Origin of the sequence: Streptomyces sp. SUK 48, assembly GCF_009650765.1 — a bacterium.
GTDB lineage: Bacteria > Actinomycetota > Actinomycetes > Streptomycetales > Streptomycetaceae > Streptomyces.
On record NZ_CP045740.1, the window covers coordinates 4,424,603 to 4,451,456 of the forward strand.

General features: G+C 72.5%; 19 protein-coding genes, 5 tRNA genes and 1 riboswitch. Of the genes, 13 read left to right on the forward strand and 11 right to left on the reverse strand.

Annotation, left to right across the window (positions count from 1 at the left end; genetic code table 11):
- Positions 1-34: 34 nt before the first annotated feature.
- Positions 35-3,979, reverse strand: a complete 3,945-nt coding sequence (gene hrpA / locus GHR20_RS19225; RefSeq protein WP_153813882.1) for an ATP-dependent RNA helicase HrpA — start codon at positions 3,977-3,979, stop codon at positions 35-37.
- A gap of 129 nt (positions 3,980-4,108) precedes the next feature.
- Between hrpA and GHR20_RS19230 the strand changes: the two genes are divergently transcribed.
- Entirely contained in the window at positions 4,109-5,149 is a 1,041-nt protein-coding gene (locus tag GHR20_RS19230; protein WP_194858920.1) for an ABC transporter permease, read from the forward strand.
- On the opposite strand, the gene GHR20_RS19235 is transcribed toward GHR20_RS19230, so the two are convergent.
- The 5 genes from GHR20_RS19235 to GHR20_RS19255 form a co-directional block, all read right to left on the reverse strand.
- Positions 5,146-5,481 carry a hypothetical protein gene (locus tag GHR20_RS19235; protein ID WP_153813884.1) on the reverse strand — a complete coding sequence of 112 codons (336 nt, stop codon included), beginning with the start codon at positions 5,479-5,481 and terminating at the stop codon, positions 5,146-5,148. The two genes, GHR20_RS19230 and GHR20_RS19235, sit on opposite strands and share 4 nt — an antisense overlap.
- 73 nt (positions 5,482-5,554) lie before the next feature.
- Positions 5,555-5,631: transfer RNA gene (locus GHR20_RS19240), tRNA-Phe, on the reverse strand.
- Positions 5,632-5,655: 24 nt separating this feature from the next.
- A tRNA-Asp gene (locus GHR20_RS19245) sits at positions 5,656-5,730 on the reverse strand.
- Between the two features lie 39 nt (positions 5,731-5,769).
- Positions 5,770-5,842, reverse strand: a tRNA-Glu gene (locus GHR20_RS19250).
- Between the two features lie 80 nt (positions 5,843-5,922).
- Positions 5,923-7,500: a metallophosphoesterase gene (locus GHR20_RS19255; protein WP_194858921.1), complete on the reverse strand. Its 1,578-nt coding sequence runs from the start codon at positions 7,498-7,500 to the stop codon at positions 5,923-5,925.
- 108 nt (positions 7,501-7,608) lie between these two features.
- Between GHR20_RS19255 and GHR20_RS19260 the strand changes: the two genes are divergently transcribed.
- The 6 genes from GHR20_RS19260 to GHR20_RS19285 all read left to right on the forward strand — a co-directional run bounded on the left by GHR20_RS19260 (position 7,609) and on the right by GHR20_RS19285 (position 13,424).
- A complete protein-coding gene (locus tag GHR20_RS19260; RefSeq protein ID WP_037650716.1) occupies positions 7,609-7,959 on the forward strand; it encodes a metallopeptidase family protein in 351 nt (116 codons plus the stop codon).
- 159 nt (positions 7,960-8,118) lie between these two features.
- Positions 8,119-8,637, forward strand: coding sequence for a hypothetical protein (locus tag GHR20_RS19265; protein ID WP_153813886.1), 519 nt, complete (start codon positions 8,119-8,121; stop codon positions 8,635-8,637).
- 218 nt (positions 8,638-8,855) lie between these two features.
- The gene (locus GHR20_RS19270; RefSeq protein WP_153813887.1) at positions 8,856-11,006 is read left to right on the forward strand and encodes a DEAD/DEAH box helicase; all 2,151 of its coding nucleotides are present in this window, start codon (positions 8,856-8,858) and stop codon (positions 11,004-11,006) included.
- 113 nt (positions 11,007-11,119) lie between these two features.
- Positions 11,120-12,661, forward strand: coding sequence for an amino acid permease (locus GHR20_RS19275; protein WP_243878074.1), 1,542 nt, complete (start codon positions 11,120-11,122; stop codon positions 12,659-12,661).
- Positions 12,662-12,748: 87 nt separating this feature from the next.
- Positions 12,749-12,821: transfer RNA gene (locus tag GHR20_RS19280), tRNA-Lys, on the forward strand.
- 66 nt (positions 12,822-12,887) lie between these two features.
- Positions 12,888-13,424, forward strand: a complete 537-nt coding sequence (locus GHR20_RS19285) for an NADPH-dependent FMN reductase (RefSeq protein ID WP_153813888.1) — start codon at positions 12,888-12,890, stop codon at positions 13,422-13,424.
- A gap of 72 nt (positions 13,425-13,496) precedes the next feature.
- Here GHR20_RS19285 and GHR20_RS19290 read toward each other — a convergent pair whose 3' ends face one another.
- The gene (locus GHR20_RS19290) at positions 13,497-14,150 is read right to left on the reverse strand and encodes a DUF2637 domain-containing protein (RefSeq protein WP_111585824.1); all 654 of its coding nucleotides are present in this window, start codon (positions 14,148-14,150) and stop codon (positions 13,497-13,499) included.
- A 387-nt stretch (positions 14,151-14,537) separates the two neighbouring features.
- On the opposite strand from GHR20_RS19290, the gene lspA reads away from it, so the two are divergent.
- The 5 genes from lspA (at position 14,538) to GHR20_RS19315 (ending at position 18,968) form a co-directional block, all read left to right on the forward strand.
- The gene (gene lspA / locus GHR20_RS19295; protein WP_243878075.1) at positions 14,538-15,068 is read left to right on the forward strand and encodes a signal peptidase II; all 531 of its coding nucleotides are present in this window, start codon (positions 14,538-14,540) and stop codon (positions 15,066-15,068) included.
- Between the two features lie 32 nt (positions 15,069-15,100).
- Positions 15,101-16,273 (forward strand): dihydrofolate reductase family protein, encoded by a 1,173-nt coding sequence (locus tag GHR20_RS19300; RefSeq protein WP_243878369.1) that lies wholly within the window; start codon positions 15,101-15,103, stop codon positions 16,271-16,273.
- A 64-nt stretch (positions 16,274-16,337) separates the two neighbouring features.
- A tRNA-Met gene (locus GHR20_RS19305) sits at positions 16,338-16,411 on the forward strand.
- A gap of 299 nt (positions 16,412-16,710) precedes the next feature.
- Positions 16,711-16,881, forward strand: a riboswitch (cyclic di-AMP (ydaO/yuaA leader).
- A 7-nt stretch (positions 16,882-16,888) separates the two neighbouring features.
- Positions 16,889-17,944 (forward strand): M23 family metallopeptidase, encoded by a 1,056-nt coding sequence (locus GHR20_RS19310; RefSeq protein ID WP_153813889.1) that lies wholly within the window; start codon positions 16,889-16,891, stop codon positions 17,942-17,944.
- A 79-nt stretch (positions 17,945-18,023) separates the two neighbouring features.
- Entirely contained in the window at positions 18,024-18,968 is a 945-nt protein-coding gene (locus tag GHR20_RS19315) for an aldo/keto reductase (RefSeq protein ID WP_111585827.1), read from the forward strand.
- Between the two features lie 3 nt (positions 18,969-18,971).
- On the opposite strand, the gene GHR20_RS19320 is transcribed toward GHR20_RS19315, so the two are convergent.
- The 4 genes from GHR20_RS19320 to GHR20_RS19335 form a co-directional block, all read right to left on the reverse strand.
- Positions 18,972-20,375, reverse strand: coding sequence for a PrsW family glutamic-type intramembrane protease (locus GHR20_RS19320; protein ID WP_243878076.1), 1,404 nt, complete (start codon positions 20,373-20,375; stop codon positions 18,972-18,974).
- A gap of 67 nt (positions 20,376-20,442) precedes the next feature.
- The gene (trmB, locus tag GHR20_RS19325; protein ID WP_243878371.1) at positions 20,443-21,225 is read right to left on the reverse strand and encodes a tRNA (guanosine(46)-N7)-methyltransferase TrmB; all 783 of its coding nucleotides are present in this window, start codon (positions 21,223-21,225) and stop codon (positions 20,443-20,445) included.
- Positions 21,226-21,268: 43 nt separating this feature from the next.
- A complete protein-coding gene (gene lhgO, locus GHR20_RS19330; protein WP_153813891.1) occupies positions 21,269-22,516 on the reverse strand; it encodes an L-2-hydroxyglutarate oxidase in 1,248 nt (415 codons plus the stop codon).
- An 85-nt stretch (positions 22,517-22,601) separates the two neighbouring features.
- Complete coding sequence (locus GHR20_RS19335) at positions 22,602-24,026, reverse strand: MFS transporter (protein WP_111585830.1); 1,425 nt, start codon at positions 24,024-24,026, stop codon at positions 22,602-22,604.
- 722 nt (positions 24,027-24,748) lie between these two features.
- Between GHR20_RS19335 and GHR20_RS19340 the strand changes: the two genes are divergently transcribed.
- Entirely contained in the window at positions 24,749-26,812 is a 2,064-nt protein-coding gene (locus GHR20_RS19340) for an asparagine synthase-related protein (RefSeq protein WP_153813892.1), read from the forward strand.
- The last annotated feature ends 42 nt before the right edge of the window (positions 26,813-26,854 follow it).

Sequence of the window (26,854 nt, forward strand, 5' to 3'; positions counted from 1 at the left end):
CGCCAGGTCGAACTCACCCCCTGTGATCAGTCGGTCACGGCGCGGCGGCGTCGATCGCCTTCACGATCCGCTTGTCGGAGACGGGGTACGCCGTGCCCAGCGCGTGCGCGAAATAGCTGACCCGCAGCTCCTCCAGCATCCAGCGGATGTCCAGGACCTGCTGCGGCACGGGCCGCCCCTGCGGCAGCTGCTCCAGCAGCCAGGCGTACTCGTCCCGCATCTCGTGGACCTTCTCCATGCGCGTGGTGTCCCGCTGCACGTTCGCCGGCATCTGCTGGAGCCGCCGGTCCGCCGCCACCAGGTAGCGCATCAGATCGGGCAGCCGCCGTATCCCCGCCCAGGTGACGAACCCCGGCTTCACCAGCGCGTCCAGCTGCTCGCGGACGTCCGTGAGGTTCGCCAGCAGCGCGGGGCTGCGGACGGCCTTCAGACGCCGCTCACAGGCTTGCCACGCGGCCAGCACCTGCTGCACCTGGCCGACCGTGCGCACCGTGGTGTCCACGATCTCGGCGCGCACCTTGTCGTACAGCTTCCGGTACGACTCCTCGTCCCACGCCGGCCCCCCGAAGTCCGCGATCAGCTTGTCCGCGGCGGCCATCGCGCAGTCGTCGAACAACGCCTGGATGGACCCGTGCGGATTGGCGGACAGCCCCAGCTTCTGCTGGTTGCTGAGCTTCTCGGACGCGAACTTGGCCGGGTTCACCGGGATGTTGCGCAGGATCAGCCGCCGGGTGCCCTTCCACATGGCCTCCTCCTGCCCGGCCTCGGTGTCGAAGAGCCGCACGGAGACCGTGTCGCCGTCGTCCACCAGCGCGGGGTACGCCTTCACCGGCTGTCCGGCCCGGCGGGTCTCGAAGACCCGGCTCAGCGTGCCGATCGTCCAGTCGGTCAGCCCCTTGCGCTCCAGCCCGGGCCCGCCCTCGCGGGACGTGGTCGCCGCCGCGGCCTGGGAGAGCGCCTTGCGCGCCTTCGGCTTCAGCTGGAGCTGCAGCGCCTCCAGATCCTTGTCCTCGGCCAGCTTCCGGCGCCGCTCGTCGACGATCCGGAACGTGATCCGAAGGTGCTCGGGGACCTTGGCCCAGTCGAAGTCCTCCGCCTCGAACGGCACCCCGACCATGCGCTTGAGCTCACGCGCCATCGTCGTGGTCAGCGGCTCCTGGAGGGGCACCGCCCGCTCCAGGAACGCCTTGGCGTAGTTCGGCGCGGGCACGTAGTTGCGCCGGATCGGCTTGGGCAGGGACCGGATCAGCTCCGTGACGACCTCTTCCCGCAGGCCCGGGATCTGCCAGTCGAAGCCCTCGTCCGTGACCTGGTTGAGGACCTGGAGCGGGATGTGCACGGTCACACCGTCCGCGTCCGCGCCCGGCTCGAACTGGTAGGTGACCCGGAACTTCAGGGCGCCCTGCCGCCAGCTGTCCGGGTAGTCCGCCTTGGTGACGGCCTCCGCGGACTCCCGGATCAGCATCTCCCGCTCGAAGTCCAGGAAGTCCGGCTGCTCGTGCCGCTTGTGCTTCCACCAGGAGTCGAAGTGGGCACCGGAGACGACGTGTTCGGGCACCCGCTGGTCGTAGAAGTCGAACAGCGTCTCGTCGTCCACCACGATGTCCCGGCGCCGCGCCCGGTGCTCCAGCTCCTCGACCTCGCTGAGGAGCTTGCGGTTGTCGGCGTAGAACTTGTGGTGGGTGCGCCAGTCGCCCTCCACCAGCGCGTTGCGGATGAACAGCTCGCGGGAGACCTCGGGGTCGATCCGGCCGTAGTTCACCTTGCGCTGGGCGACGATCGGCACGCCGTACAGCGTGACCTTCTCGTACGCCATCACGGCCGCCTGGTCCTTCTCCCAGTGCGGTTCGCTGTACGTGCGCTTCAGCAGATGCCCGGCGATCGGCTCGACCCACTCGGGCTCGATCCTCGCGTTGACCCGCGCCCACAGCCGGCTGGTCTCCACCAGCTCGGCCGACATCACGAACTTGGGCTGCTTCTTGAACAGCGCCGAGCCCGGGAAGATCGCGAACTTGGCGCTGCGGGCGCCCAGATACTCGTTCTTGTTGCCCTCCCGTACGTCCTTCATCCCGACGTGGGAGAGGAGTCCGGCGAGCAGGGAGACGTGTACGCGGTCGGCGGGGGCGTCCTCCTCGGCGAGGTGGATGCCCATCTGCTTGGCGACGGTCCGCAGCTGGGTGTAGATGTCCTGCCACTCGCGGATGCGCAGGAAGTTCAGGTACTCCTGCTTGCACATCCGCCTGAACGAGCTGGAGCCGCGCTCCTTCTGCTGTTCGCGCACGTACCGCCACAGGTTGAGGTAGGCGAGGAAGTCGCTGGTCTCGTCCTTGAAGCGGGCGTGCTGCTGGTCGGCCTGCGCCTGCTTGTCGGCGGGGCGCTCGCGCGGGTCCTGGATGGACAGGGCGGCCGCGATGACCATGACCTCGCGGACGCAGCCGTTGCGGTCGGCCTCCAGCACCATCCGGGCCAGCCGCGGGTCCACGGGCAGCTGGGCGAGCTTGCGGCCGGTGTCGGTGAGCCGCTTGCGCGGGTCCTTCTCGCCGGGGTCGATCGCGCCCAGTTCCTGAAGCAGCTGCACGCCGTCGCGGATGTTGCGGTGGTCCGGCGGGTCGATGAAGGGGAACTTCTCGATGTCGCCGAGGCCGGCCGCGGTCATCTGGAGGATGACGGAGGCCAGGTTGGTGCGCAGGATCTCCGCGTCGGTGAACTCCGGCCGGGTAAGGAAGTCGTCCTCGCTGTACAGCCGGACGCAGATGCCGTCGGAGGTACGGCCGCAGCGGCCCTTGCGCTGGTTGGCGCTGGCCTGCGAGACGGGTTCGATGGGCAGCCGCTGGACCTTGGTGCGGTGGCTGTAGCGGCTGATCCGGGCGAAGCCGGGGTCGATGACGTACTTGATGCCCGGGACGGTCAGCGAGGTCTCGGCGACGTTCGTGGCCAGCACGATCCGGCGCCCGGTGTGCTGCTGGAAGACCCGGTGCTGCTCGGCGTGCGACAGCCGGGCGTAGAGGGGCAGGATCTCGGTGAATCTGTACTTCTTCTTCTCCAGCGCGTCCGCCGTGTCGCGGATCTCCCGCTCGCCGGAGAGGAAGACGAGGATGTCGCCCTTGCCCTCGGCCTGGAGCTCCTCGACCGCGTCGCAGATCGCGGTGATCTGATCGCGGTCGGCGTCCTCGGACTCCGCTTCGAGGAGCGGCCGGTAGCGCACCTCCACGGGGTACGTCCGCCCGCTGACCTCGATGATCGGGGCGTCCCCGAAGTGCCGGGAGAAGCGCTCGGGGTCGATGGTCGCCGAGGTGATGACGACCTTGAGGTCCGGCCGCTTGGGCAGCAGCTGGGCGAGGTAGCCGAGCAGGAAGTCGATGTTGAGGGACCGCTCGTGGGCCTCGTCGATGATGATCGTGTCGTAGGCGCGCAGCTCGCGGTCGGTCTGGATCTCCGCGAGCAGGATGCCGTCCGTCATCAGCTTCACGAAGGTGGCGTCCGGGTTCACCTGGTCGGTGAAGCGCACCTTCCAGCCGACGGCCTCGCCGAGCGGGGTGCGCAGCTCCTCGGCCACGCGCTCGGCGACGGTACGGGCGGCGATCCGGCGGGGCTGGGTGTGCCCGATCATGCCGCGCACGCCGCGGCCCAGTTCCAGACAGATCTTGGGGATCTGCGTCGTCTTCCCGGAACCGGTCTCACCGGCGACGATGACGACCTGGTGATCGCGGATGGCCGCCGCGATCTCGTCCTTCTTCTGGCTGACGGGCAGCTGTTCGGGGTAGGTGACGGCCGGCACACGGGCGTGCCGCTCGGCCATCCGGCCCGCTGCCTTGTCGAACTCGCCCTCGATCTCGGCGAGCACGGCGTCACGGGCCTCGGGCTTACGGATCTTGCGCGCGCCCTCGAGCCGCCGTCCGAGCCGGTGCGCGTCACGCAGCGACAACTCGGTCAGACGGGCGGCGAGGGAGCCGAGGGCGGGGGCTGGATGCGTAGACATACGCGATCCAGGATCTCACCTCGGCCGAAACCCGGTCGACTGATTTGCCGCCGGTGCGGGTCCGCGCCCGGCGATCGACAGGCACCCCCCACGGGTAGATGCCAAAGTTCCCCTATGTCCGATTCGCGTATGTCCGATTCGCGCTGGACGACGTTCAAGCGGTCCCCCTTCCTCCCCGCCACCGTCCTGCTCCTCCTGATCTCCGCCGCCGCCGGCCTCTTCGCGGGCTCCTACACCTACGCCATGGCGAACCCGGCCCCGCACAGCATTCCGGCCGCGGTCACCGGCCCCTACGACCGGCCACCGGCGCGCGCCTTCGTCGCGGGCATGGAGCAGGCCCTGTCGGCCTCCCTGAAGCTGCACCCGTACCCGGACCGGGCGGCGGCCGTACGCGCCGTGGACCAGCAGCGCGTCTTCGCGGTGGTCGGCGCCCCCACGGGCGGCGGACCGGTCCGGGTGGACGTCTCCGGGGCCTCCGGGGCGACCGTCGCTCAGCTCCTCGGGGAGGCGGCGGGGAACGTGGGCCGGGCCACCGGGACGCCCGTCGTGCTGCACGACCTCAAGCCGCTCCAGAAGGGTGATCCGCGCGGGCTGGCGATCTTCTACATCTCCCTCGCCGCCGTGGTGATCGGCTTCATCGGCGCGATCCAGCTCAGCGTGCACGCGAAGGCGCTGAACCCGCTGGAGCGCATCGCCTTCACCGTCGCCTACGCCCTGCTCGGCGGGTTCACGATCGCCGCGGTGGTGGACTGGTGGCTGGGCGCGCTGCGGCTGCCGTTCGTGGAGTCCTGGCTGATCCTCGCCCTGACGATGTTCACGTCCGGCATGGTCTTCACGATGTTCAACACCATGTTCGGGCGCTGGGCCATGCTGCCGACCTGGGGCCTGATGGTGCTGCTGGGCAACCCCTCGTCGGGGGGCGCCGTCTCCTGGCCCCTGCTGCCGTCCGCGCTCGGCACCATCGGCCGCTGGCTGCCGCCGGGCGCCTCGGTCAACGCCCAGCACACCGCGGTCTACTTCCGGGGCGACCAGCACGCCTTCCCGTTCCTGGTGCTGGCCGGCTGGTCCGTCCTGGCGTGCGCGATCTTCCTGATCTGGCGCCACCGCCACCCGGGCGGCCGCTCGACGGGCCCGGCCCAGGAGGTCGGCGCCCAGGAGGCCGGGGCCTAGGAAGCCGGGGCGGGCGCCGCGGGGGCGGGGATCGCGTCGGTGCCGGCGGGGGCCGCGGGGGCCGGGGCGGGCGGCTGCTGCTGGGCCGGTCCGGCGGCCAGGGTCATGGACCGCGCGGTGTTGGAGACGGCCTTGATGCCCAGATAGGCGGTGGTCATGCTGCTGACCGCGGTGAAGGCGGCGGTGAGGATGCCGACGATCACCGAGGTGTCGCCCTTCAGCCGCCAGACCCCGACGACCGCCACGGCGACGATCGAGACATTGCTGACCATCACCGCCAGCAGCCCGAACTTCGCCTTGTCCTTCTCGAGCTCGATCTCGGTACCGCTCATTGGTCCCCCGACCTGGCTGGAGCGCGACGCCCGCAAACGACGAAGGCCCCGTTCGTCGAACGGGGCCTTCGGGTGGTGGCTGGGGCCGGGGTCGAACCGGCGACCTATCGCTTTTCAGGCGATCGCTCGTACCAACTGAGCTACCCAGCCACGAGGTTTCACGTGAAACCTCAGCGGTCCTGACGGGATTTGAACCCGCGGCCTCCACCTTGACAGGGTGGCGAGCACTCCAAACTGCTCCACAGGACCCAGCTGTTTGTGTGCAACAGTGTCGCACACGGTCTTGCGTGCCCCCAACGGGATTCGAACCCGTGCTACCGCCTTGAAAGGGCGGCGTCCTAGGCCGCTAGACGATGAGGGCTATCGGCCCGCCTGGGCGCTTCTCAGCGCGTCGGGGACGTGAGAAGCATATGGGATGGCGAGGGGGATCGCCAAAACGGTTTACGGGCGGCGGGCGGAGCCCCTCTTCCCGGAGGGTGCGGGAGCGGTCGGCGAGGGTGTCGCACCGGGCCGGTTGTCGTCCGCCAGATGGCGGCTGACCTCAGCCGTCGTCAGCCCGAGGCCGCCCAGCTCGATCGCGTCCCACGCCTGGAGCCGGTGGCTGTCGCGGTCGAAGTAGAGCACCGACGCCTCGATCGGCGCCGGGTACTTCCCCTCCACCGCGCGCAGCCCGCTGCCCCCGGTCGAGCCCTCCATCCGCAGCCGCGTCCCGTACGGCAGCTTCTCGTCCCCCTCGTGGTGCAGATGCCCGCACAGCACCAGCGGCACCTCCCCGTCCGTCTCCCGCGCCGCCACCGGCTCGTGCGCGATCGCCACGTCCACCGGCGTCCCCGCCGCCCGCTGAGAGCGCAGCGCGCTGTCCAGCCGGTCGCCCGCCAGCCGCTCGGCGGCGTCACCGCCGGGCACCACCGCGCGGTCCGGGGTGAACTGCGGATCGCCGATGCCCGCGAAGCGCAGCCCGCCCACCGTCCGCGCGTGGCCGCCGTCCAGCACCCGGACGTTCTTCATGTGCTCCAGGTAGCGCTGGGTGACCGGGGAGTCGTGGTTGCCCCGCACCCAGACGTACGGCACGCCCAGCCCGGCGATCGGGTCCAGGAAGCCGTTCTCCGCCGCCGTGCCGTGGTCCATGGTGTCGCCGGAGTCCACGATCACGTCGACCTTGTACTGCTTCACCAGCGAGGCGATGATCTTCCAGCTCGCCGGGTTCAGATGGATGTCCGAGACGTGCAGGACCCGGATGGTGGAGGGGTCCGGCTGATAGGCCGGCAGCGTGGACGTGACGTCGTACAGCTTGGTCACGTTCGTCACCAGGCGGGCCAACTCCTGCCCGTAGACGTCGAAGTCGGTGACGATGCTGCGCGCGTTGCCGATCACCGAGGGCGCGGAGGACAGCAGCCCGGAGAACCTCGGCTCCAGCACCGACTTCGGGTTCCAGGTGGCGTACGCGCAGGCGCCCGAGGCGGCCAGCAGCGTGAGGGCGAGCCCGCCGGCCGTGAGCGCGCGGCCCGGGCGCCGGTAGACGGCGAACCCGAGGGCGCCCGCGCCGAGCACCACGGCGACACCGGAGCGCACGGCGAGGTCGAGGGTGCCGTGCTCCACGTCGTGGACCACCTCGTCCTGGAGGCCGGAGATCCGCTCCGGGTGGTCCACGAGTTCCTGGGAGCGCAGCGGGTCCAGCTGGTCGACGTTGACGTCCAGGCGGACCGGCGCGACATGGCTGTCCAGGGTGAGCGCGCCCAGCGGGGACACGTTGATCCTGGTACCGCCGGTCAGCGAGGGGCGCAGCGCCATCGTGGTGTTCATCGGGCCGACCGGCGTCCGCACGTTGCCGACGACCAGCAGCCCGAGCCAGGCGCCCACCAGCACGACCGCGGTGAGGCCCAGCGCGCCCAGCCACGGGCCGGGGCCGGCGGCGAGTTCCAGCTCGGGGAGCCGGCCGGGACCGGGGCGGGGTCGGCGGAGGAGGGCTGCGACGCGGTTCGGCATGCGGTTCAGGACGGCGGCGGGGACGCGGACCATTGATCCCATATGCCCATATGCGGGCGTGGGTATGCGGCGGTCCGCCGCTCCCGTGCGCGCGTCGTACCGCCGCTCCCGTACGGCCTTCCCGTGCCCGACAATGGCCCTGTGCTGGAGATGACGCGCGAGGAGTTCGAGGAACTGGTCGCCGAGGCGCTCGACCGGATCCCGCCGGAGCTGACGCGGCTCATGGACAACGTGGCGGTGTTCGTGGAGGACGAGCCGCCCGCCGCCGATCCCGATCTGCTCGGGCTGTACGAGGGCACCCCGCTGACCGAGCGGGGCGAGTGGTACGCCGGCGTGCTGCCGGACCGGATCACGGTCTACCGGGGTCCGACGCTGCGGATGTGCGACACGCGCGAGGACGTCGTGGCGGAGACCGAGGTGACCGTGGTGCACGAGATCGCCCACCACTTCGGCATCGACGACGCCCGGCTGCACGCCCTCGGCTACGGGTGACGGGCCGTCAAGGGGGCCGCACGGGAACGCGGGCGCGGCCGTGGGGGCCGTACGGGCCCTACGGGCCGGATGACGTGATGCGTGCGCGGCGCGTGTCCTCCTGCGGGGGACGGGAGTTGAACAGGTTGACCCCGTTCCCCGCCCCTGGAGGTGGCCGCCGTGCGTCCCTTGCCCGTATCCGTACGACTGGCCGTCACGGCGCTGGCGGTCTCCGCCGCCACCGGCTGTGTGAGCGTGGGTGACGCCGCCGGCCGCACCCCGCCCTCCCCCTCCGCGGGGCGGCACGGCGGCGCCGGAGCGGCGGCGGGCGCCGGGCCCGCGGCGGACGGCGCGGCCGTGCCCGGCCACGCCGCGTCCGGCGGCGACGGCAAGCGCGGGCACGGCGGCAAGCGGAAGCCGGGGGAGTCGGCCCCGGCGTCCTCGGCCGACGCGTCCGGCGCGGACAGCGCCTCCGCCGACCCCGCGAAGCCCCGCAAGACCCCCGGCGCCCCACCGGCCCCGCCCGCGCAGCAGCCGACCCCCGGGCCCACCACCGCCCCGCCCCCGCCCCCGGCGACCACCCCGCCGCCGCCCGACACCCCACCCCCTTCGGCCGAACCCTCCTCCTCGGCGCACGAGGACCCCGGCCCCCAGCTGGTGCAACGGGAACCGGCACCCGCGGCGGGCGTCCCGATGTGACCGGACGCACCCTCCGAAGCGGCCCATCGGTTTGCCTTCAGGGGTGGAGGGTGCGTATGGTGGTAGATCGTTTGATCCCATTTGCCCGGCGCCACTGCAGAGCGCGCCGTGTGGCGCGTACTCTCCTTTGCCGTGGCGGACCGCATTGAGGCGGTCGTGAGCGAAACACGGAGTTGACGGGCGCGTGCCGAAGAGACTCCGGAAGGTTTCGCATTCGCATGTCCGTGTCCAGTTTTGACCAGATCGTCGTGCCCGAAAACGAGAACGAGAACGTACTCGTGGACGAGACGACCGAGGCCACTGAGACCCAGGCCCCCGAGGCCCCCCAGACCACCTTTGCCGACCTCGGCCTCCCCGAGGGCGTCGTGCGCAAGCTCGCGCAGAACGGCGTGACGGCCCCCTTCCCGATCCAGGCCGCGACCATCCCGGACGCCCTGCTCGGCAAGGACATCCTCGGCCGCGGCCGCACCGGCTCCGGCAAGACCCTCTCCTTCGGTCTGCCGACGCTGGCCCAGCTGGCCGGCGGCCGCACCGAGAAGAAGCGCCCCCGCGCGGTCATCCTCACCCCGACCCGTGAGCTGGCCATGCAGGTCGCGGACGCCCTCCAGCCGTACGGCGACGTCGTCGGCCTGAAGATGAAGGTCGTCTGCGGCGGTACCTCCATGGGCAACCAGATCTACGCCCTGGAGCGCGGTGTCGACATCCTCGTCGCCACCCCGGGCCGGCTGCGCGACATCATCAACCGCGGCGCCTGCTCGCTCGAGGACGTCCAGATCACCGTCCTGGACGAGGCCGACCAGATGTCCGACCTGGGCTTCCTGCCCGAGGTCACCGAGCTGCTCGACCAGGTCCCGGCCGGCGGCCAGCGGATGCTCTTCTCCGCCACGATGGAGAACGAGATCCAGACCCTCGTCGACCGCTACCTGAAGAACCCCGTCTCCCACGAGGTGGACGCGGCCCAGGGCGCGGTGACGACCATGTCCCACCACATCCTCATCGTGAAGCCCAAGGACAAGGCGCCGGTCACCGCCGCGATCGCCTCCCGCAAGGGCCGCACGATCATCTTCGTCCGCACCCAGCTGGGCGCCGACCGCGTCGCCGAGCAGCTGCGCGACGCGGGTGTGAAGGCCGACGCGCTGCACGGCGGCATGACCCAGGGCGCGCGTACCCGCACCCTGGCCGACTTCAAGGACGGTTACGTCAACGTCCTGGTCGCCACCGACGTCGCCGCCCGCGGTATCCACGTCGACGGCATCGACCTGGTCCTCAACGTGGACCCGGCCGGCGACCACAAGGACTACCTGCACCGTGCGGGCCGTACCGCGCGTGCGGGCCGTACCGGCACCGTCGTCTCCCTGTCGCTGCCGCACCAGCGGCGCCAGATCTTCCGCCTGATGGAGGACGCCGGCGTCGACGCGGGCCGCCACATCATCCAGGGCGGCGCCGCCTTCGAGCCGGAGGTCGCCGAGATCACCGGCGCCCGGTCCATGACCGAGGTGCAGGCCGAGTCCGCCGGCAACGCCGCGCAGCAGGCCGAGCGCGAGGTCGGCCAGCTGACCAAGCAGCTGGAGCGTGCCCAGCGCCGCGCGACGGAGCTGCGCGAGGAGGCCGACCGCCTGGTGGCCCGGGTCGCCCGCGAGCGCGGCGAGGACCCGGAGACCGCGGTGGCCGAGGCGCAGGCGGCGGTGGCCGAGGCCGCGGCCGTGGCCGAGGAGCCGGTCGAGCGCGAGACCGAGCGCGAGGAGCGTCCGGCGGCTTCGGCGCCGTACGAGCGCCGGGAGCGCCGCACCTTCGACCGCGACGACCGCGGTGGCCGTGGCTTCGAGCGTCGTGACGACCGTGGCGGCCGTTCCTTCGAGCGTCGTGACGACCGTGGCGGTTTCCGCCGGGACGACCGCGGTGACCGTCGTGACGACCGTGGTGGCCGTTCCTTCGAGCGTCGTGACGACCGCGGTGGCTTCCGCCGGGACGACCGCGGTGACCGTCGTGACGACCGTGGTGGCCGTTCCTTCGAGCGTCGTGACGACCGCCGCGACGACCGTCGTGACGACCGTGGTGGCCGCTCTTTCGAGCGTCGTGACGACCGTGGCGGTTTCCGCCGGGACGACCGCGGTGACCGTCGTGACGACCGCGGCGACCGTGGCGGCCGCTCCTTCGAGCGCCGCGACGACCGCGGTGGCTTCCGCCGGGACGACCGGGGCGGCCACCGGGGCAGCGACCGTCCGTTCAACCGCGAGCGCCGCGACGACCGTCCGGGCTTCCGCTCCGGTGGTCACGAGCGCCCCTACGGCCGTCGTGACGACCACCGCGGCACCGGCTCCTCCTTCGGCCGCCGCGACGACAAGCCGCGCTGGAAGCGCAACGGCTGACGGATCGCCGTAACGCGTCACGAAGGGCCCGCACGACCTGTGTCGTGCGGGCCCTTCCGCGTGCCGCCCCGAGTGACGCATGTCACGCCCGTGGCAGGGGAATTGCTGGGGGCATGACAGAAGAGACGACAGGCGGCGCGACACGCGACGCGACGGACGGCGCGGCAGGCGGCGCGACCGGGGGCGGGACGTCGGACGAGGAACGGCTGGCCCAGCTCGGCTACACACAGGTCCTCGCCCGCCGTATGTCGGCGTTCGCCAACTACGCGGTGTCCTTCACGATCATCTCGGTCCTGTCGGGCTGTCTGACCCTCTACTCCTTCGGCATGACCACCGGCGGCCCCGCCGTGATCACCTGGGGCTGGGTCGCGGTCGGCCTGATGACGCTGCTCGTGGGGCTGTCGATGGCCGAGATCTGCTCGGCCTACCCGACCTCGGCCGGCCTGTACTTCTGGGCCCACCGGCTGGCCCCCGCGCGCTCGGCGGCCGCGTGGGCGTGGTTCACGGGCTGGTTCAACGTGCTGGGCCAGGTCGCGGTCACCGCGGGCATCGACTTCGGCGCCGCGTCCTTCCTCGGCGCGTACCTGAACCTCCAGTTCGGCTTCGAGGTCACGCGCGTGCGCACGGTCCTGCTCTTCGCCGCGATCCTGCTGCTGCACGGCCTGCTGAACACCTTCGGGGTACGGATCGTCGCCTTCCTGAACAGCGTGAGCGTGTGGTGGCACGTGCTCGGGGTGGCTGTCATCGTCGGCGCGCTGGCCGTCGTGCCCGACCACCACCGCTCGACGTCCTTCGTCCTCACCCACTTCGTCAACCGGACGGGCTGGGGCAGCGGCGTCTACGTCGTGCTGCTCGGCCTGCTGATGGCCCAGTACACCTTCACCGGCTACGACGCCTCCGCGCATATGACCGAGGAGACGCACGACGCGGCCACGGCGGGCCCGAAGGGCATCGTGCGCTCCATCTGGACGTCCTGGATCGCGGGATTCGTGCTGCTGCTCGGCTTCACCTACGCGATCCAGTCGTACGACAAGGAGCTGACGTCCGCGACCGGCGCGCCGCCGGCCCAGATCCTCCTGGACGCGCTCGGCGCCACCTCGGGCAAGCTGCTGCTCCTGGTGGTGATCGGCGCCCAGCTCTTCTGCGGGATGGCCTCCGTGACCGCCAACAGCCGCATGATCTACGCCTTCTCGCGCGACGGGGCGCTGCCCTTCTCCCGGCTCTGGCACACGGTGAGCCCGCGCACCCGCACCCCCGTGGCGGCGGTCTGGCTGGCCGCGCTCGCCGCGCTGGTCCTCGGCCTGCCCTACCTGATCAACTCGACGGCGTACGCGGCGGTGACCTCCATCGCGGTGATCGGCCTCTACCTCGCCTACGTCGTCCCGACCTTCCTGCGGGTCCGCAAGGGCGCGGCGTTCCAGCGGGGCCCCTGGCACCTGGGCCGCTGGTCGGGCGTGGTCGGGGTGGTCTCGGTCCTGTGGGTGCTGGCGATCACCGTCCTTTTCATGCTCCCGCAGGTCTCCCCGGTCACCTGGGAGACCTTCAACTACGCCCCCATCGCCGTCCTGGTCGTCCTGGGCTTCGCCGCCATCTGGTGGCTCGTCTCCGCCCGCCACTGGTTCCTGGCCCCCGCCTCCGCCCCCGTCAAGAAGTAGCCATCCGGCCCCCCGACGCGGCCGGGTCCCCCTACCCGATCGGAGACCCGGCCTCCTGCGGCTATGCTCGGACAGGCAACATCGCCTGGGCCCTTAGCTCAATTGGCAGAGCAGTGGACTTTTAATCCATTGGTTGTGGGTTCGAGTCCCACAGGGCCTACGGAATCGCCCCCAGCTCAGAGGAAGTTCGAGCTGGGGGCTTCGTCCTTTTCCAGGGGGTTCGGTGATGATTCTGCTGCTGTCCGGGAGCCTGCGGGCCGGTTCCGGCAACGAGGCGCTGCTGCGGACGGCGCGGGCGGTGGCGGCGCGGGCGGGGGTGGAGGCCCTCGTGTACGACGGACTGGGGCGGCTTCCGCACTTCAACCCCGATGACGACCGGGAACCGCTGCCGGCGGCCGTGGCCGGGCTGCGGGCGGCGATCGACGCGGCGGACGCGGTGCTGATCTGCACGCCGGAGTACGCCGGGACGCTGCCGGGCGCGTTCAAGAACCTGCTGGACTGGACGGTCGGCGGGACCGAGATCTGCGACAAGCCGGTCGCCTGGGTCAACGTGGCGGCACCGGGCCGGGGAGGGGGCGCGGAGGCCACCTTGCGGACGGTGCTCGGGTACACCGGCGCCGCCGTCGTGGAGGCGGCCTGCGCGCGGGTGCCGTTGGGCCGTGGTGATGTGGGGGAGGACGGAGCCGTCGCCGACCCGGACATCCGCCGAAGGGTCGCGGAGGTGGTACGGCTGCTGGTGGCGGCCGGCCCGGGGCGGGCGTGACGGGGGCCGGGCTGCTGTGACGGGGGGCCGCGGTGGCCGGGCCCGCCGGTGTTCCCGGCGGGCCCGGCGTTCTCACCTGACGTCGTACGGACCCTGCGCCTTGAGGTTGCGGCGGCTGTGCGCGGCATGCCGGGGGCGGGCCACCTTCGAGGAGACCTGGCCGACGATCTCCCAGAAACACACCAGGGCGGTGATCGGCGGAATTCCGAAGATGATCAGGGAAAGCGGGGAATGCGCCGCATGGCAGACGCACAGGGCGACCGCCATCGTGGAGGCGCCCAGCAGAACTCCCCAGGATCTCCTGGCACTTCTGTTCTGTACCGTCGCTCGCAGAATGGACAGCGCCGCCACGAGCCAGGGTCCGTACACCGTCAACGGCCACCACTGGGCGAGGCGCATCGGCAGTACGGAGGAAGCGGTGGCGCGGAGTTGGGCGTAGGAATAGGAGAAGGACCAGCCCAGCATGCACAACGCGCATACCGAGATGGTGGCGATCAGCAGCGTGACGGGCGCACCGCGCTGATTGTCACGCAGCAATCCGGGCTCGGTACGGATGCGCCGACGGTTTTTCCGGTGGCTGGACCTGCCGTGCGGCGGGGCCGGGTCGGGATTCGCGGCGGACGCCCCGGACAGCATCTGGGCCAGCTCTTCGACCGGGTCCCACTGCATCTCGAGCGTGCTGAACTCATAGTCACACAAAACGTCTTCATCGTGAATCCTGTCCATCGGCTGGGTCCTAGAGCCTCACCATCGCCCGCAGGTACTCACTCTCCAGCTGCCGGATTCTCTTCAAGAAATCGTCAAGAAGATCCGAGCAGCCGTCGGTGAACACCTCGCTTTCCTTGTTTTCCAGCCGGAATGTGACCGGCGAGTGGAGATTCAGCGCTGTGCGTCTCTCTGTGCGTGCCACGGTCAGCTAACGAGCCTCTCGGGAGCTGGGGTGTGGGGCATTCGGGTGCTTCTATAGCTCGAAAGCGGGGTTCGGCGGTCCTATGACAGCAACTGGCGAAAATACGAATGCGGTTTTCGCGGGCCGGGGAACGGGCCATGGAACACGGTGACGTCCCGCCGGCCGGCCCGTACGCTGGGCGGGAGTCGGGGAGGAGTACGCGGGTGACGCTGAGCGAGTCGAACGGCACCGGGAGCGGGACGCGGCGGGTGCGGACGCTGTGGCTGGTGGCCGCCGTCGCCTACGCCGTCGATCTGGGGAGCAAGCTCGCGGTGGTCGCGGGCCTGGAGGGCCGGAGTCCCGTGCCGGTGCTCGGGTCCTGGCTGGAGCTGCGGGTGCAGCGCAATCCCGGCGCCGCCTTCGGCATGGGCAGCGCGACGACCATCGTGTTCACCCTGATCGCGCTCGCCGTGGCCGCCGTCATCGTGCGGGTGTCCCGCAAGCTGACCAGCACGCCCTGGGCGATCGCCCTCGGGCTGCTGCTGGGCGGCGCGGTCGGCAATCTGACCGACCGGCTCTTCCGCGCGCCGGGCGGCCTGCGCGGCGCGGTGGTCGACTTCGTCGCGGTGCGCGACTTCAGCGTCATGAACCTCGCCGACTGGGCGATCACCTGCGGCGGTGTACTGATCGTCGTCCTGTCCTTCACCGGGCGGGAACCGGGCGACGCCCGCCGTCCCCGGGAGCAGGCCGGCTGACCCGGAGCCGCACACTGGAGCCGATGAGCACCATGAGCACGATGAGCGCCGAGCGAGCCCTCCCCGAGTCCGCGCCGTACCCGTACGTGCTGCTGTCCGCCGCCGTCTCCCTCGACGGCTGCCTGGACGACACCGGCCCGGAGCGGCTGCTGCTGTCCGGACCGGCCGACTTCGACCGGGTCGACGCGGTACGGGCCTCCGCCGACGCCCTGCTGATCGGCGCCGGCACCCTGCGCGCCGACAACCCCCGCCTCCTGGTCGGCTCCGCCGAGCGGCGCGCGGCGCGGCTCGCGCGGGGCAAACCGGAGTACCCGCTGAAGGTCACCGTCACGGGCAGTGGCGATCTCGACCCCGGGGCCCGCTTCTGGCACACCGGCGGCGACAGACTCGTCTACACGACCGACCGGGGCGCGGCGCGGGCCGCCCGGCTGCTCGGCGGTGCCGCCGAGGTCGTCGCGCTCGGCCCGGAGCTGGACTGGCGGGCCCTGCTCGGGCATCTGCGCACGGAGCGCGGGGTGCGCCGGCTGATGGTGGAGGGCGGCGCGGCCGTGCACACCCAGCTCCTCCAGCAGGGTCTCGCCGACGAGCTGCACCTGGCCCTCGCCCCGCTGATCGTGGGCGACCCGGCCGCCCCGCGGCTGTTCGGGCCCGGCCGCTACCAGGAGGGGCGGCTGCGGCTCGTCGAGTCCCGCCGGATCGAGGACGTGGTCCTGGCGCGCTACGAGCCCACCGCGCCCGGCACCGGCCCGGTGCCCACCGCCGCCGACCGGCACTGGCTGCGCACCGCCTGCGAGCTGGCCGCGCTGTGCCCGCCCTCGGAGACGGCCTTCAGCGTCGGCGCGGTCGTGGTCGCCGCCGACGGCACCGAGCTGGCCCGCGGCCACTCCCGGGAGGGCACGGACCCGGTGGCGCACGCGGAGGAGGCGGCGCTCGCCAGGACCGACCCCGCCGACCCCCGGCTGCCCGGCGCCACCGTCTACAGCAGCCTGGAGCCCTGCGCCCGCCGCGCCTCCCGGCCCGCGCCCTGCGCCGAGCTGATCCTGCGGGCGGGGGTGCGCCGGGTGGTCACCGCCTGGCGCGAGCCGGACACGTTCGTGGTGGCGGCCGATGGCACGGGAGTGCTGACCGGCGCGGGCGCCGACGTCGTCCTCCTGCCCGAGTACGAGGCCCTGGCCCAGGCCCCGAACCGGCATCTGCGGGGCTGATCCGGGGGCCTGTCCCAACCGATGTGCTTTCCGCCCCTGGGATGGCGTACAGTAGAGACATCGCCGCGGGGTGGAGCAGCTCGGTAGCTCGCTGGGCTCATAACCCAGAGGTCGCAGGTTCAAATCCTGTCCCCGCTACTGATATCTCAGGGCCGGAATCCAGTTGACGGATTCCGGCCCTGAGTGTTTTCCGGAGCCCGGATACGGGGGTTACCCGTAGTGACCGTTCGACCGCCCTGCGCATAACGTCTGAGTCACCATCAAAAACCGGATGACTGCTGAACGCCGGTCAACTCGCCCGGTTCGGCGGCCTGCTGGGGGATACGTCCATGGCCTGAAGCGTTAATGATCAAGCCGAACGGCTTGGAAAGTTCCCCCGGGTCTATTAACGTTCGATAACGCAGCGCGGTCGTCCCAGCCGTCACCCGCGACGGCTCCGCGCGCACGCGCCGAATCCCGCAAGGGAACCGGGGAACCACCACCTTGGGGTGAATCACGCGAAAACCGTCACGGACCGCACGCCGGTCCGCGAGCGGTATACGCGCGTAGGAGACCTTCCTGCTCCGAACCCGTCAGCTAACCCGGTAGGCGGAGGAAGGAAAGGAGCACGCCCCCGTGGCGTCCAACCGGCCTGCCCCAGAATCCCCGTTCGTGCCCGCTCAGCGCGAGCCCGAGTCGTTCGGCCCCGGCCCCGGCCTCGACGACGACGGCCCCTGGGAGGAGTGGAACCCGACCGAGGAGACCGTCGCCCCGGTCCGCGGCCGCCACCGCGTCGCCAAGCAGCGCGGCGGCTTCGCCCGCAGCTCCACCGTCCTCGGCGTCGGCGTGATCGCCGCCGTCGGCGCGGGCGGCATCGCCAGCGCCAACACCGGCAAGCCGCCGGTCTCCATCTCGATGCCGGACATGCCGAACGTCTCGGTGCCGCAGCTGTCCACCGTCGAGCACTTCTTCGGCGACGACTCCACGGACGGGCCCAAGGCCGAGACCGCCACCGCGCTCACCGATCTCGGGCACACCACCGAGGGTGTCAGGGACAGCGGCGCCGGCGAGGCCCTGCGCAACCGGATCATGGCCCAGGCCGAGCAGCAGCAGGGCCAGGCCGACAGCAAGGCCACCGCCGCGAGGGTCGCCGCCGCCCAGCAGCAGAGCGACGCCGTGGCCGCCAAGGCGGAGCAGGAGGCCGCCGGCAAGGCCGCCGCCGCCAAGGAGAAGGCGGAGGCCGCCGCCAAGAAGGCGGCCGAGGCCAAGCGGCTGGCCGAGCTGGCCAAGCAGTACACGCTGCCCGTCGTCTCGTACACGATCACCGGCACCTTCGGGCAGCCCGGCGCCATGTGGTCCTCCGGCTACCACACCGGCCTCGACTTCGCGGCCCCCACCGGCACCCTGATCAAGGCCGTGCACGGCGGCACCGTCACCCAGGCCGGCTGGGCCGGCGCCTACGGCTACCGCACCGTCCTCACCCTGGACGACGGCACCGAGCTGTGGTTCTGCCACCAGTCCTCGATCAATGTCTCGGCCGGCCAGAAGGTCACCACCGGCGAGGTCATCGGCCGCGTCGGCGCCACCGGCAATGTCACCGGTCCGCATCTGCACCTGGAGGTCCACCCGAACGGGCAGGCCACCGCCGTCGACCCCGCGCCCTGGCTGCGCGACAAGGGCCTCAACCCCTGACGGAACCCGCGCGCGATCCGCGCGGATCTCCCCACCGGCGGCGGAATGCGATCATCCGCCGCCGGTGTTGATGTGAAGCATGACTTCTCTGCGCACACTGGGCTCCTCCGACCTCGAGGTCTTCCCGCTCTGCCTGGGCGGCAACGTCTTCGGCTGGACCGCCGACGAGCAGACCTCCTTCGCCGTCCTGGACGCGTACACGGCCGCGGGCGGCAACTTCATCGACACCGCCGACTCCTACAGCGCCTGGGTCGAGGGCCACCAGGGCGGCGAGTCCGAGACCGTCATCGGCAAGTGGGTCAAGGCCCGCGGCAACCGCTCCGACGTCGTCATCGCCACCAAGGTCAGCCAGCACCCGCAGTACAAGGGCCTGTCCGCGGCCACCATCCGGGCCGCCGCCGACGCCTCCCTGGCCCGCCTGGGCACCGACCACATCGACCTCTACTACACCCACTTCGACCAGCCCGAGGTGCCGGTCGAGGAGATCATCGGCGCGCTGGACGAACTGGTGAAGGCCGGCAAGGTCCGGCAGATCGCCGCGTCCAACATCAGCGCCGAGCGGCTCAAGGAGTCCCTGGACTTCTCCACCCGCGAGAACCTGGCCCGCTATGTGGCGCTCCAGCCGCACTACAACCTGGTCTCCCGGGACACCTACGAGGGCCCGCTCCAGGACCTCGTCGCCCGCGAGGGCCTGTCCACGGTGCCGTACTTCGCGCTCGCCTCGGGCTTCCTGACCGGCAAGTACCGGCCCGGCGCGACGGTGGACAGCCCTCGTGCCGGCGGGGCCGCGAAGTACGCGGAGACCGAGCGCGGCCAGAAGGTCCTCGCCGCCCTCGACGAGATCGCCGCCGCGCACGACGCCCCGCACGCCACCGTCGCCCTCGCCTGGCTGGCCGCCCAGCCGACCGTCACGGCCCCCATCGCCTCGGCCCGCACCCTGGAGCAGCTCCCGCCGCTGGTGGCCGTCGGCGACCTGAAGCTGACGGACGACGAACTGAAGAAGCTGACGGACGCGTCGGCGTAAGGCTCACATCCGGTACGGGTTGTACGACGGGTACGGCGCCGACGGGTAGCCGTACCCGGGCCCCGGGCCCTGCGCGTACCCGTGTCCCGGGCCCTGCGGATACCCGTACCCGGGGCCGGGCCCGTGCTCCGGACCCCGTACATACGCGTGCCCGTACGGCGCGGGTGACCACCCCATCGGGACGGGGGCCGGGGCCGCCCTGCGGGCCGCGTACTCCAGGGCGGGGCGGGCGGCCTCCCGGCGCTGCCACAGCTCTTGGAGCAGCTCCCGTTCCCGGGCGGCGAAGTCCGCGCCGGCCCGGCCGCGGCGGCCCCGCGCGCGCAGCTGCGCAAGAGCGGTGGCGTACGTCTCGTACTGCCCGACCGTCCGCGCCACGGGCCGTCCCGCGTGGTGGCGGGCGTAGTCACGGGCCATCCGGCGGGCCCGCATCGAGCTCAGCGCGAACGGCTCGGCCGGGCCCAGCCAGCCGGCCAGCACATACGTCGGCAGCTCCTCGCGCACCGTGCGCAGCTCCCGCTGCCGGGTCCAGATCCCGAGCCAGGTCAGCAGCCCGAACACGGGCAGCATGAAGGCGCCGTAGACGGCGAGGAAGCCGTACTGGCCGAAGCTGGCGGAGCCGTTCCACAGGGCGTGCATGCACATCGCGAGGAGCAGCCCGCCGAGCGGGATCAGCAGCCGCCGGGCGCGCCCGCGGGACCCGTACACCGCGGCGAGGCCGAAGCCGATGCCGGTGCAGGTGGTGAACAGGGGGTGCGCGAACGGGGACATCACGACGCGCACGAAGAAGGTGGCGGCGGTGACGGAGACGATGCCGTGGCCGCCGGTGACCTGGTCGGTGCCGAAGGCCGTGCCGAGATAGAGGATGTTCTCGGTGAACGCGAACCCGGTGGCGGTGATCCCGGCTATCACCATCCCGTCCACGATCCCGGTGAACTCGCGTCTGCGGAAGAGGAAGACGAGCAGGACGGCCGCGGCCTTGGCGGACTCCTCGACGATCGGGGCTATCACGGTGGCGCCGAGGGTGTTGGCGCTCGCCGGGTCCGCGGTGGAGGTGGCTATCCACTTGGTCGCGAAGCTGTTGGCGACGATGGCTATGAGCGCCGCCGCGAACGCGCCCCAGCAGAACGCGAACACCAGGTTCCGCCAGGCGAAGGGCGCCACCCGGTCCAGCCAGCGGAACGCGGTGATCAGCCACGGCACCGGCAGCACCGCGAGGCCGAGCCCCACCAGGAAGCCCTCGGTGCCGGTCTCCTTGCGCACCAGCGCCAGGATGACCAGCGCGGACATCGCCAGCAGGGTGATCAGCGCGCCGTACCGCACCCAGCGCAGCTGCCACCAGTGCGGGTGGCGCAGCGCCTCGGCACCGGGGTTCGGGGGGTACGTCGGGTACACGGAACGGGTGGCCACGGCATCGACCCTAACGGTGTCGGGACGAGGGGCTGAGCGGTTTACCTGCGGCTTTCGGCCGCGGCGTCTACCTGCGGCGGAACAGAAGATCGTGCACGACATGTCCCTTGTCCAGCCCCTGGCCCTCGAAACGGGTCAGCGGCCGGAACCCGGGCCGGGGCGCGAAACCGCCGTCGGTCCGGGTGTTCTCGAAGGCGGGGTGGGCGGAGAGCACCTCCAGCATCTGCTCCGCGTACGGCTCCCAGTCGGTCGCGCAGTGCACCAGCGCGCCGGGCCGCAGCCGGGTCGCGGCGAGGTCGAGGAACTCGGGCTGGATCAGCCGCCGCTTGTGGTGGCGCTTCTTGGGCCAGGGGTCCGGGAAGTAGACCCGCAGCCCGGCGAGCGCGTCCGGGCGGAGCATCTCGCGCAGCAGGATGATCGCGTCCCCGTTGCCCACCCGGACGTTGTCCAGCGCGTTCTGTTCGGCCAGGTTCAGCAGATTGCCCTGGCCGGGGGTGTGCACATCGACCGCGAGCACATGGGTGCCCGGGTCGGCGGCGGCCATCTGCGCGGTGGCCTCGCCCATGCCGAAGCCGATCTCCAGGACCACCGGACGGTCGTTGCCGAACAGAGCGGCGAGGTCGAGCACCCGCTGTCCGTCGATGTCCAGTCCCCAGGCGGGCCACAGCCGCTGGAGCGCGTCGGCCTGCCCGGTCGTCACCCGGCTGCGGCGCGGCTGGAAGCTGCGGATCCGCCGCTCGAAGTGAGAGCCCGCGGGATCGGCCCGCGGGCCGTCCGGGAAGCGCGGCTCGCCCTTGGCCCGGGCGGGCCGCGGGGCGGCACCGGGGGCGTCCGGGGCCGGCTCGGACAGGACGTCGGGGGTGTTCAGCGCATCAGACACAGTACGAACGAGTCTACGGGCGCGGCGCGGATACGCCCGCGCCACCGGCCGCCGCCAGCATCTCCAGCGCCCGGCGCGCGACCTCCCGGCCGATCGGCAGGGACGCGGTGGCCGCCGGGGACGGCGCGTTCAGCACATGCACCGCGCGGGGGCCCTCCTTGATCAGGAAGTCGTCCACCAGGGAGCCGTCCCGCAGCACCGCCTGCGCCCGCACCCCGGCCGGCGCCGGCACCAGGTCCTCGGCCTGCGCCGCCGGCAGCAGTCTGCGCACCGCCGCAAGGAACGCCCCCTTCGACAGCGAGCGGTGCAGTTCGCCCGCGCCGTAGCGCCAGTGCCGCCGCGCTATCGCCCACGATCCCGGCCAGGCCAGGGTGCCGGCCAGCTCCCGGGGCCGTACGACCCCCCAGTCGTACCCCTCCCGGGCCAGCGCGGGCACCGCGTTCGGGCCGATGTGGACGCCGCCGTCGACGCCCCGGGTCAGATGCACGCCGAGGAACGGGAACGCCGGGTCCGGCACCGGGTACACCAGACCGCGCACCAGCTCGGGCCGGGCCAGCTCGTAGTACTCCCCGCGGAACGGCACGATCCGCACGCCGGGCTCGTCGCCGGTCAGCCGGGCCAGTTCGTCGCAGTACAGCCCGGCGCAGTTCACCAGCACCCGCCCGCGCACCACGTCCCCGGCCGCGGTGCGCACGGCCACGCCCCGCTCCGGGCGCCGGTCCACCCGGACGACCCGCGCGCCGTAGCGGATGTCGGCGCCGGAGGCGAGGGCGAGCTGCCGGGCCACGCCCGCGTAGTCGCACACGCCGGTGCTGCCGACGTGTATCGCGGCCAGTCCGCGCACCTCGGGTTCGTACTCGGCGATCTGGGCGGCGCCCAGCTCGCGCACCGGGATTCCGTTCTCCCGGCCGCGCTGCACCAGGGCGTGCAGCCGGGGCAGCTCGGCGCGCTCGGTGGCCACGATCAGCTTGCCGGTGACGGCGTGCTCGACGCCGTACTCGGCGCAGAACTTCACCATCTCGGCCGCGCCGCGCACCGCGTACCGCGCCTTGAGGGAACCCGGGCGGTAGTAGATCCCGCTGTGGATCACCCCGCTGTTGCGGCCCGTCTGGTGGCGGGCGGGACCCGGCTCCTTCTCCAGCACGGTCACCCGCGTCCCCGGCGCCGCCCGGCCGATCGCGTACGCCGTCGACAGCCCGACGATCCCCCCTCCGACCACGAGCACATCACAGTCGTACGCCCCGACCGGCACCTGCACCACCTCCCACGTCGATAGTGCACTGCGCCACTGACAGTGCCTTCAAACGCCGGGGTGATCAGTACCGCACCGGTGCCGGGGCGTGGCGCTACGCAGGGGTCACCAGCAGGGGCCGGGCCCGCTCGCGCAGCTCGACCACCCGCGGCTCGTCGCCGTACGCCTCCAGGCGGTGCAGCAGGTCCCGCACGTACTCCGTGGTCCGCGCCGAGGAGATCCGGCCGGCCACCTCCACCGCCCGCACCCCCTGCTCGCAGGCCGCGTCGAGGTTGCCGGACTCCAGCTCGGCCACCGCGGAGACGACCAGGCGCAGCCCGTGCGAGCGCACGAACTCCTCCGTCGGCTTCGACAGCGCCTGCTCGGTGAACCTGCGCACCTGGCGCGGCAGCTTCAGGTCGCGGTAGCACTCGGCCGCGTCCGCCGCGAAGCGGTCGTAGCCGTAGAACCCGAGCCACGAGGGATCGGGGTCCCCCTCGCGGGAGCGCTCCAGCCAGCTCTCCGCCGCCTTCAGCGCCGCGCCCGCCGCCTGGGCGTCCCCGGCGCGCGCGTGGGCGCGCGCCTCGACCAGCCGGAAGAAGCTCATGGTGCGGGCCGTGGCCAGCCCCCGGTTGCGTTCGAGGGCGGCCTGCGCGAGGTCGACCCCTTCGTCCCCGAAGCCCCGGTAGGTCGCCTGGAGCGACATGGAGGCGAGGACGTACCCGCCGAGCGGCACATCGGCGGCCGCGCGGGCGAGCCGCAGCGCCTGGATGTAGTACCGCTGCGCCGCCTCCTGCTGGCCGGTGTCGAAGGCCATCCACCCGGCGAGCCGGGTCAGTTCGGCGGAGGCGCCGAACAGCGCGCGGCCGACTTCGTCGGAGTACCCGCCGAGCAGCAGCGGCGCCGCCTCGACGCGCAGGCACTCCGGCACCATCGACGAACGCCAGTCGCCGCCCCCGTACTTGGAGTCCCAGCGCCTGGCGTCCTCGGCGGCCTCCCGCAGCTTGCGGACGTCGCTGTGGCCGACCCTGACCGGTGCGCCGGTGCCCTCGGCGAAGCCGTCCTCCCGCGCGACCGAGCTGTCGGCGGGGGTTATCAGCCAGCGCGAGGCGGGCGTCGCGTAGGCGCTCACCGCGAAGGAGCCGGCCAGCGACTGCCAGATCCCGCCCGAGCCGGCCCGGCGCCCGGCGAGGTCGAGGCGGTACAGCTCGGTCGCCGAGCGCACCGCCTGCGCCACGTCCCTCGGGAAGGCGAGGCCGACCTCGGGCGCGGGGTCCGCGTCCGCCAGGCCGATCTCGTGGAGCGGCACCGGGCGGCCGAGTTTCTGTCCGATGGCGGCCGCGATGAGGTGGGGCGCGGCGCCCTGCGGCACCATGCCCTTCGACACCCAGCGCGCCACGGACGTCTTGTCGTAGCGAAGTGTCAACCCGCGTTGGGCGCCAAGGTCGTTGACGCGACGCGCGAGTCCTGCGTTGCTGATTCCCGCGAGGGCGAGAACGGCGCCGAGCTTTTCGTTCGGCCCGCGTTGCTCCCTGGACATGCGCCACCCCTCGACACAGACGGCCGCCGCGCGGGCATAACCGCGCGGCATTCGTAAACCCAGCGTAGTTCGCCGCATCCCAAGCGTTAAGGGGCATTGTTCCGGATGGCGGGATTGTGGTCCGTACGGGAGTGCGGACCAGTACGCACCGTGCACGGACCGGTCCCCGCGTGCCCCCGCGCCTGTGGCCGTGCGCCCGGCCGTGCGCTCTTCTCCGGCCAACTCGCCGACGGTTTCCTGGTCTTGCGTGGGTCGGCCCGCTGTACTGGATCCAGTGGGCTGGGGGACACCGCCACCTTCATCCCCGCGGGTGGCGGACCGGTCCGGGAGGCGGATGCCGTCTCCCGGACCGTGCGTGCGTCCGGGGTGCCGCGAGCGTCGCGAGCCCCTACGGAGCGTGCTCATCTCCGGGGCGCGGTTTGGTAATTGGCTGAAAATCGTCCCGCAGCTGTCCGGGGATTTTCTGCTCCGATCACGCGACTCAGGGGCGTGAAAGGCGTTTTGGGGGAGTGTATCGGGGGCGCATTCGCGTCGCGCGCTCCCTGGCGGCGCCCGCCCGGAGCCGGGATCATGAGGGCCGTACGGCCGCGAACCCCCTTCCCCTCCCGTTCTCCCTCCCGCCGTTCCGAGCGGTGTCACCACACCTCTCCCAGGCGTCCTTCGTGGCAGCATGGGGACCGGTTCGATCGGTGCACTGGTTGTCCACAGGCTGTGGAGGCACGATGCGGTGGTTGGTGGGGTGGAGCAGCGCCGCCGCGCGCGCGGCCGGGCTCGGCTCCGCCGGCTCGCTGGGCCACGACGGCGAGACCCTGCACCCGGTCGGCTCTCAGCTCCTGTGGGGCGACCCCGACCCGCTGTGGGCGGTCGGCGACTGGCGCCCGGACGAGGTGCGGGTGGTCAAGGCCGACGAGCAGAACCGGATCGCCGTCCTCGGCATCTGCGGCGCCTCCGACGAGGACCTGCGGCGCGGCCTGTTCACCGCGCGCGGGGGCGCGCTGCGCCATCTGACGAACTGGCCCGGCAGCTACACGGCCGTCGTCCAGGTCGGCCGCCGCGTCACCGTCTGCGGCGATCTCGCCGGCGCCCGCCCGGTCTTCCACACCCCGTGGGCGGGCGGCACGGCGTTTGCCACCGCCGCGCTGCCGCTCGCCGACCTCATCGAGGCCAACCTCGACTTCGGTCATCTCGCCGCCCTGCTCGCCGCCCCGGACGTCCCGGCCGCGCTGCGCGACACCACCCCCTACGAAGGGGTACGGCGCATTCCGCCGGGGCACGCGCTGGTGCTGCGCGCGGGGGCGCGGGAGATCGCCGGGTACGACCCGGTCTCCTCGCTCGCCGTGTCCGCGGTCCCGGCCGACCCCGACCGCGCGGTGGACGCCGTACGCGACGCCCTGGTGGAGGCGGTGCGCACCCGGCTCGCGGCGCCGCGGCACGTGCCCGACCTCGATCCGGGGCCGGTGCCCGGGATGGGGCCCGCCGAGCGGCGCGCCCGGCGCGGGATGCCGGTGCCCGGGATCGGCGCCGACCTGTCCGGCGGCCCGGCCTCCGCCACCCTCGCGCTGCTCGCCGCCGGGCTGCCCGGCCGGCCCGGCACCCTCCTCGGCCACGGCACCGGCGAACGCCTCCTGGCCGTCACCTTCAACGACCTCGCCGTCGGCGGCCGCGAGGCCGAGGTGCAGCGGGCGGGGGCGCTCGCGGCCGACCCCCGGCTGCACCACGTGGTGGTGACCGGCGCCGAGGAGGCGCTGCCCTACGCCGACCTCGACGGCCCCCTCACCGACGAACCCGGGCCCTCGCTGGTCACGGCCGGGCGCCACCGGGCGCGGCTGGCCGCGGGCAGCGCCGACCACTTCACCGGGCACGGCGCGCGGCAGGTCCTGGACGCGCACCCCGCCCGACTCGCCGACCTGCTGATGGACCGAAGACGCCGCCATCTGGTCCGGCCGGTCGCCGCCCTCGCCCGGGCGGACGGCTCGGTCCTCGTGACGGCGCGGGTGTACGGCGCGGCCCGGCGGCTCGCGCGGACGCCGTACCGGGCGGGCCTGGAGGAGCTGGCCGAGCGGCTGATGCGGCGGCGGTTCGAGGAGCCTAGGGGGGCGGTCGGGGCGTCGCTCGCGGCGCTGACCTGGGCGGCTCCGGGTCCGGCCGCCCGGTGGCTCACGGGGGAGGCGCTGGCTGAAGTATCGGTTCTGCTCGGGGTCGAGGGGGACCGGTCGGGTACGGGCGGCCAGCGGCCCGGCGAGCACCGGGCGCGGGCGGCGCTCGCCCGGTACGCCGCGGATCTGCGGGTGCTGGAGCAGTCCGCGGAGATCCGTTCGCAGCGGCTGCACGCGCCCTTCCTCGACAACCAGGTCGTCCGCGCGTGCCGTGAGCTGCCGGAGGCGCTGCGGGTGCGGCCCGGCGCGCGGGCCGAGATCCTGCGCACGGTCCTGGAGAGCACCGGCATCACCGACCTGCCGCCCGGCTGGGGCACCCCGTCGCACGCGTCCTCGGCCGCCGCCGCGCGGGCGGGCCTGCGGCTGTCCGCCGAGCCGCTGCTGGACCTCTTCTCCCGCCCGCTGCTCGCGGACGCGGGGCTGGTGGACGGGGGCGTGGTCCGCGAGGCGCTGCGCTCGGCGGCGGCGGGGGCCACGGTGGAGGGGCTGGCCGACCTGGTCTCCCTGGAGCTGTGGCTGCACCGGCTGCTGTCCCGCAGGGGGACGTGCTGGACGGGGACGCCGGCGCGGTCGCGGGCGGTGCCGGCGGGGATCCAGCGGCGGAGGGACGCGTTGGCCTCCGGCATGTGAGCGGGGGACGGCGGCGGTGGTTCGGCCGCGGGCCGGTGGGGG

Coding starts and splice junctions, on each gene's coding strand:
- hrpA (WP_153813882.1), bottom strand. CDS start 3,979: ATGTCTACGCATCCAGCCCCCGCCCTCGGCTCCCTCGCCGCCCGTCTG.
- GHR20_RS19230 (WP_194858920.1), top strand. CDS start 4,109: ATGTCCGATTCGCGCTGGACGACGTTCAAGCGGTCCCCCTTCCTCCCC.
- GHR20_RS19235 (WP_153813884.1), bottom strand. CDS start 5,481: ATGAGCGGTACCGAGATCGAGCTCGAGAAGGACAAGGCGAAGTTCGGG.
- GHR20_RS19255 (WP_194858921.1), bottom strand. CDS start 7,500: ATGGTCCGCGTCCCCGCCGCCGTCCTGAACCGCATGCCGAACCGCGTC.
- GHR20_RS19270 (WP_153813887.1), top strand. CDS start 8,856: ATGTCCGTGTCCAGTTTTGACCAGATCGTCGTGCCCGAAAACGAGAAC.
- GHR20_RS19275 (WP_243878074.1), top strand. CDS start 11,120: ATGACAGAAGAGACGACAGGCGGCGCGACACGCGACGCGACGGACGGC.
- GHR20_RS19285 (WP_153813888.1), top strand. CDS start 12,888: ATGATTCTGCTGCTGTCCGGGAGCCTGCGGGCCGGTTCCGGCAACGAG.
- GHR20_RS19290 (WP_111585824.1), bottom strand. CDS start 14,150: ATGGACAGGATTCACGATGAAGACGTTTTGTGTGACTATGAGTTCAGC.
- GHR20_RS19300 (WP_243878369.1), top strand. CDS start 15,101: ATGAGCACGATGAGCGCCGAGCGAGCCCTCCCCGAGTCCGCGCCGTAC.
- GHR20_RS19315 (WP_111585827.1), top strand. CDS start 18,024: ATGACTTCTCTGCGCACACTGGGCTCCTCCGACCTCGAGGTCTTCCCG.
- GHR20_RS19335 (WP_111585830.1), bottom strand. CDS start 24,026: ATGTCCAGGGAGCAACGCGGGCCGAACGAAAAGCTCGGCGCCGTTCTC.
- GHR20_RS19340 (WP_153813892.1), top strand. CDS start 24,749: ATGCGGTGGTTGGTGGGGTGGAGCAGCGCCGCCGCGCGCGCGGCCGGG.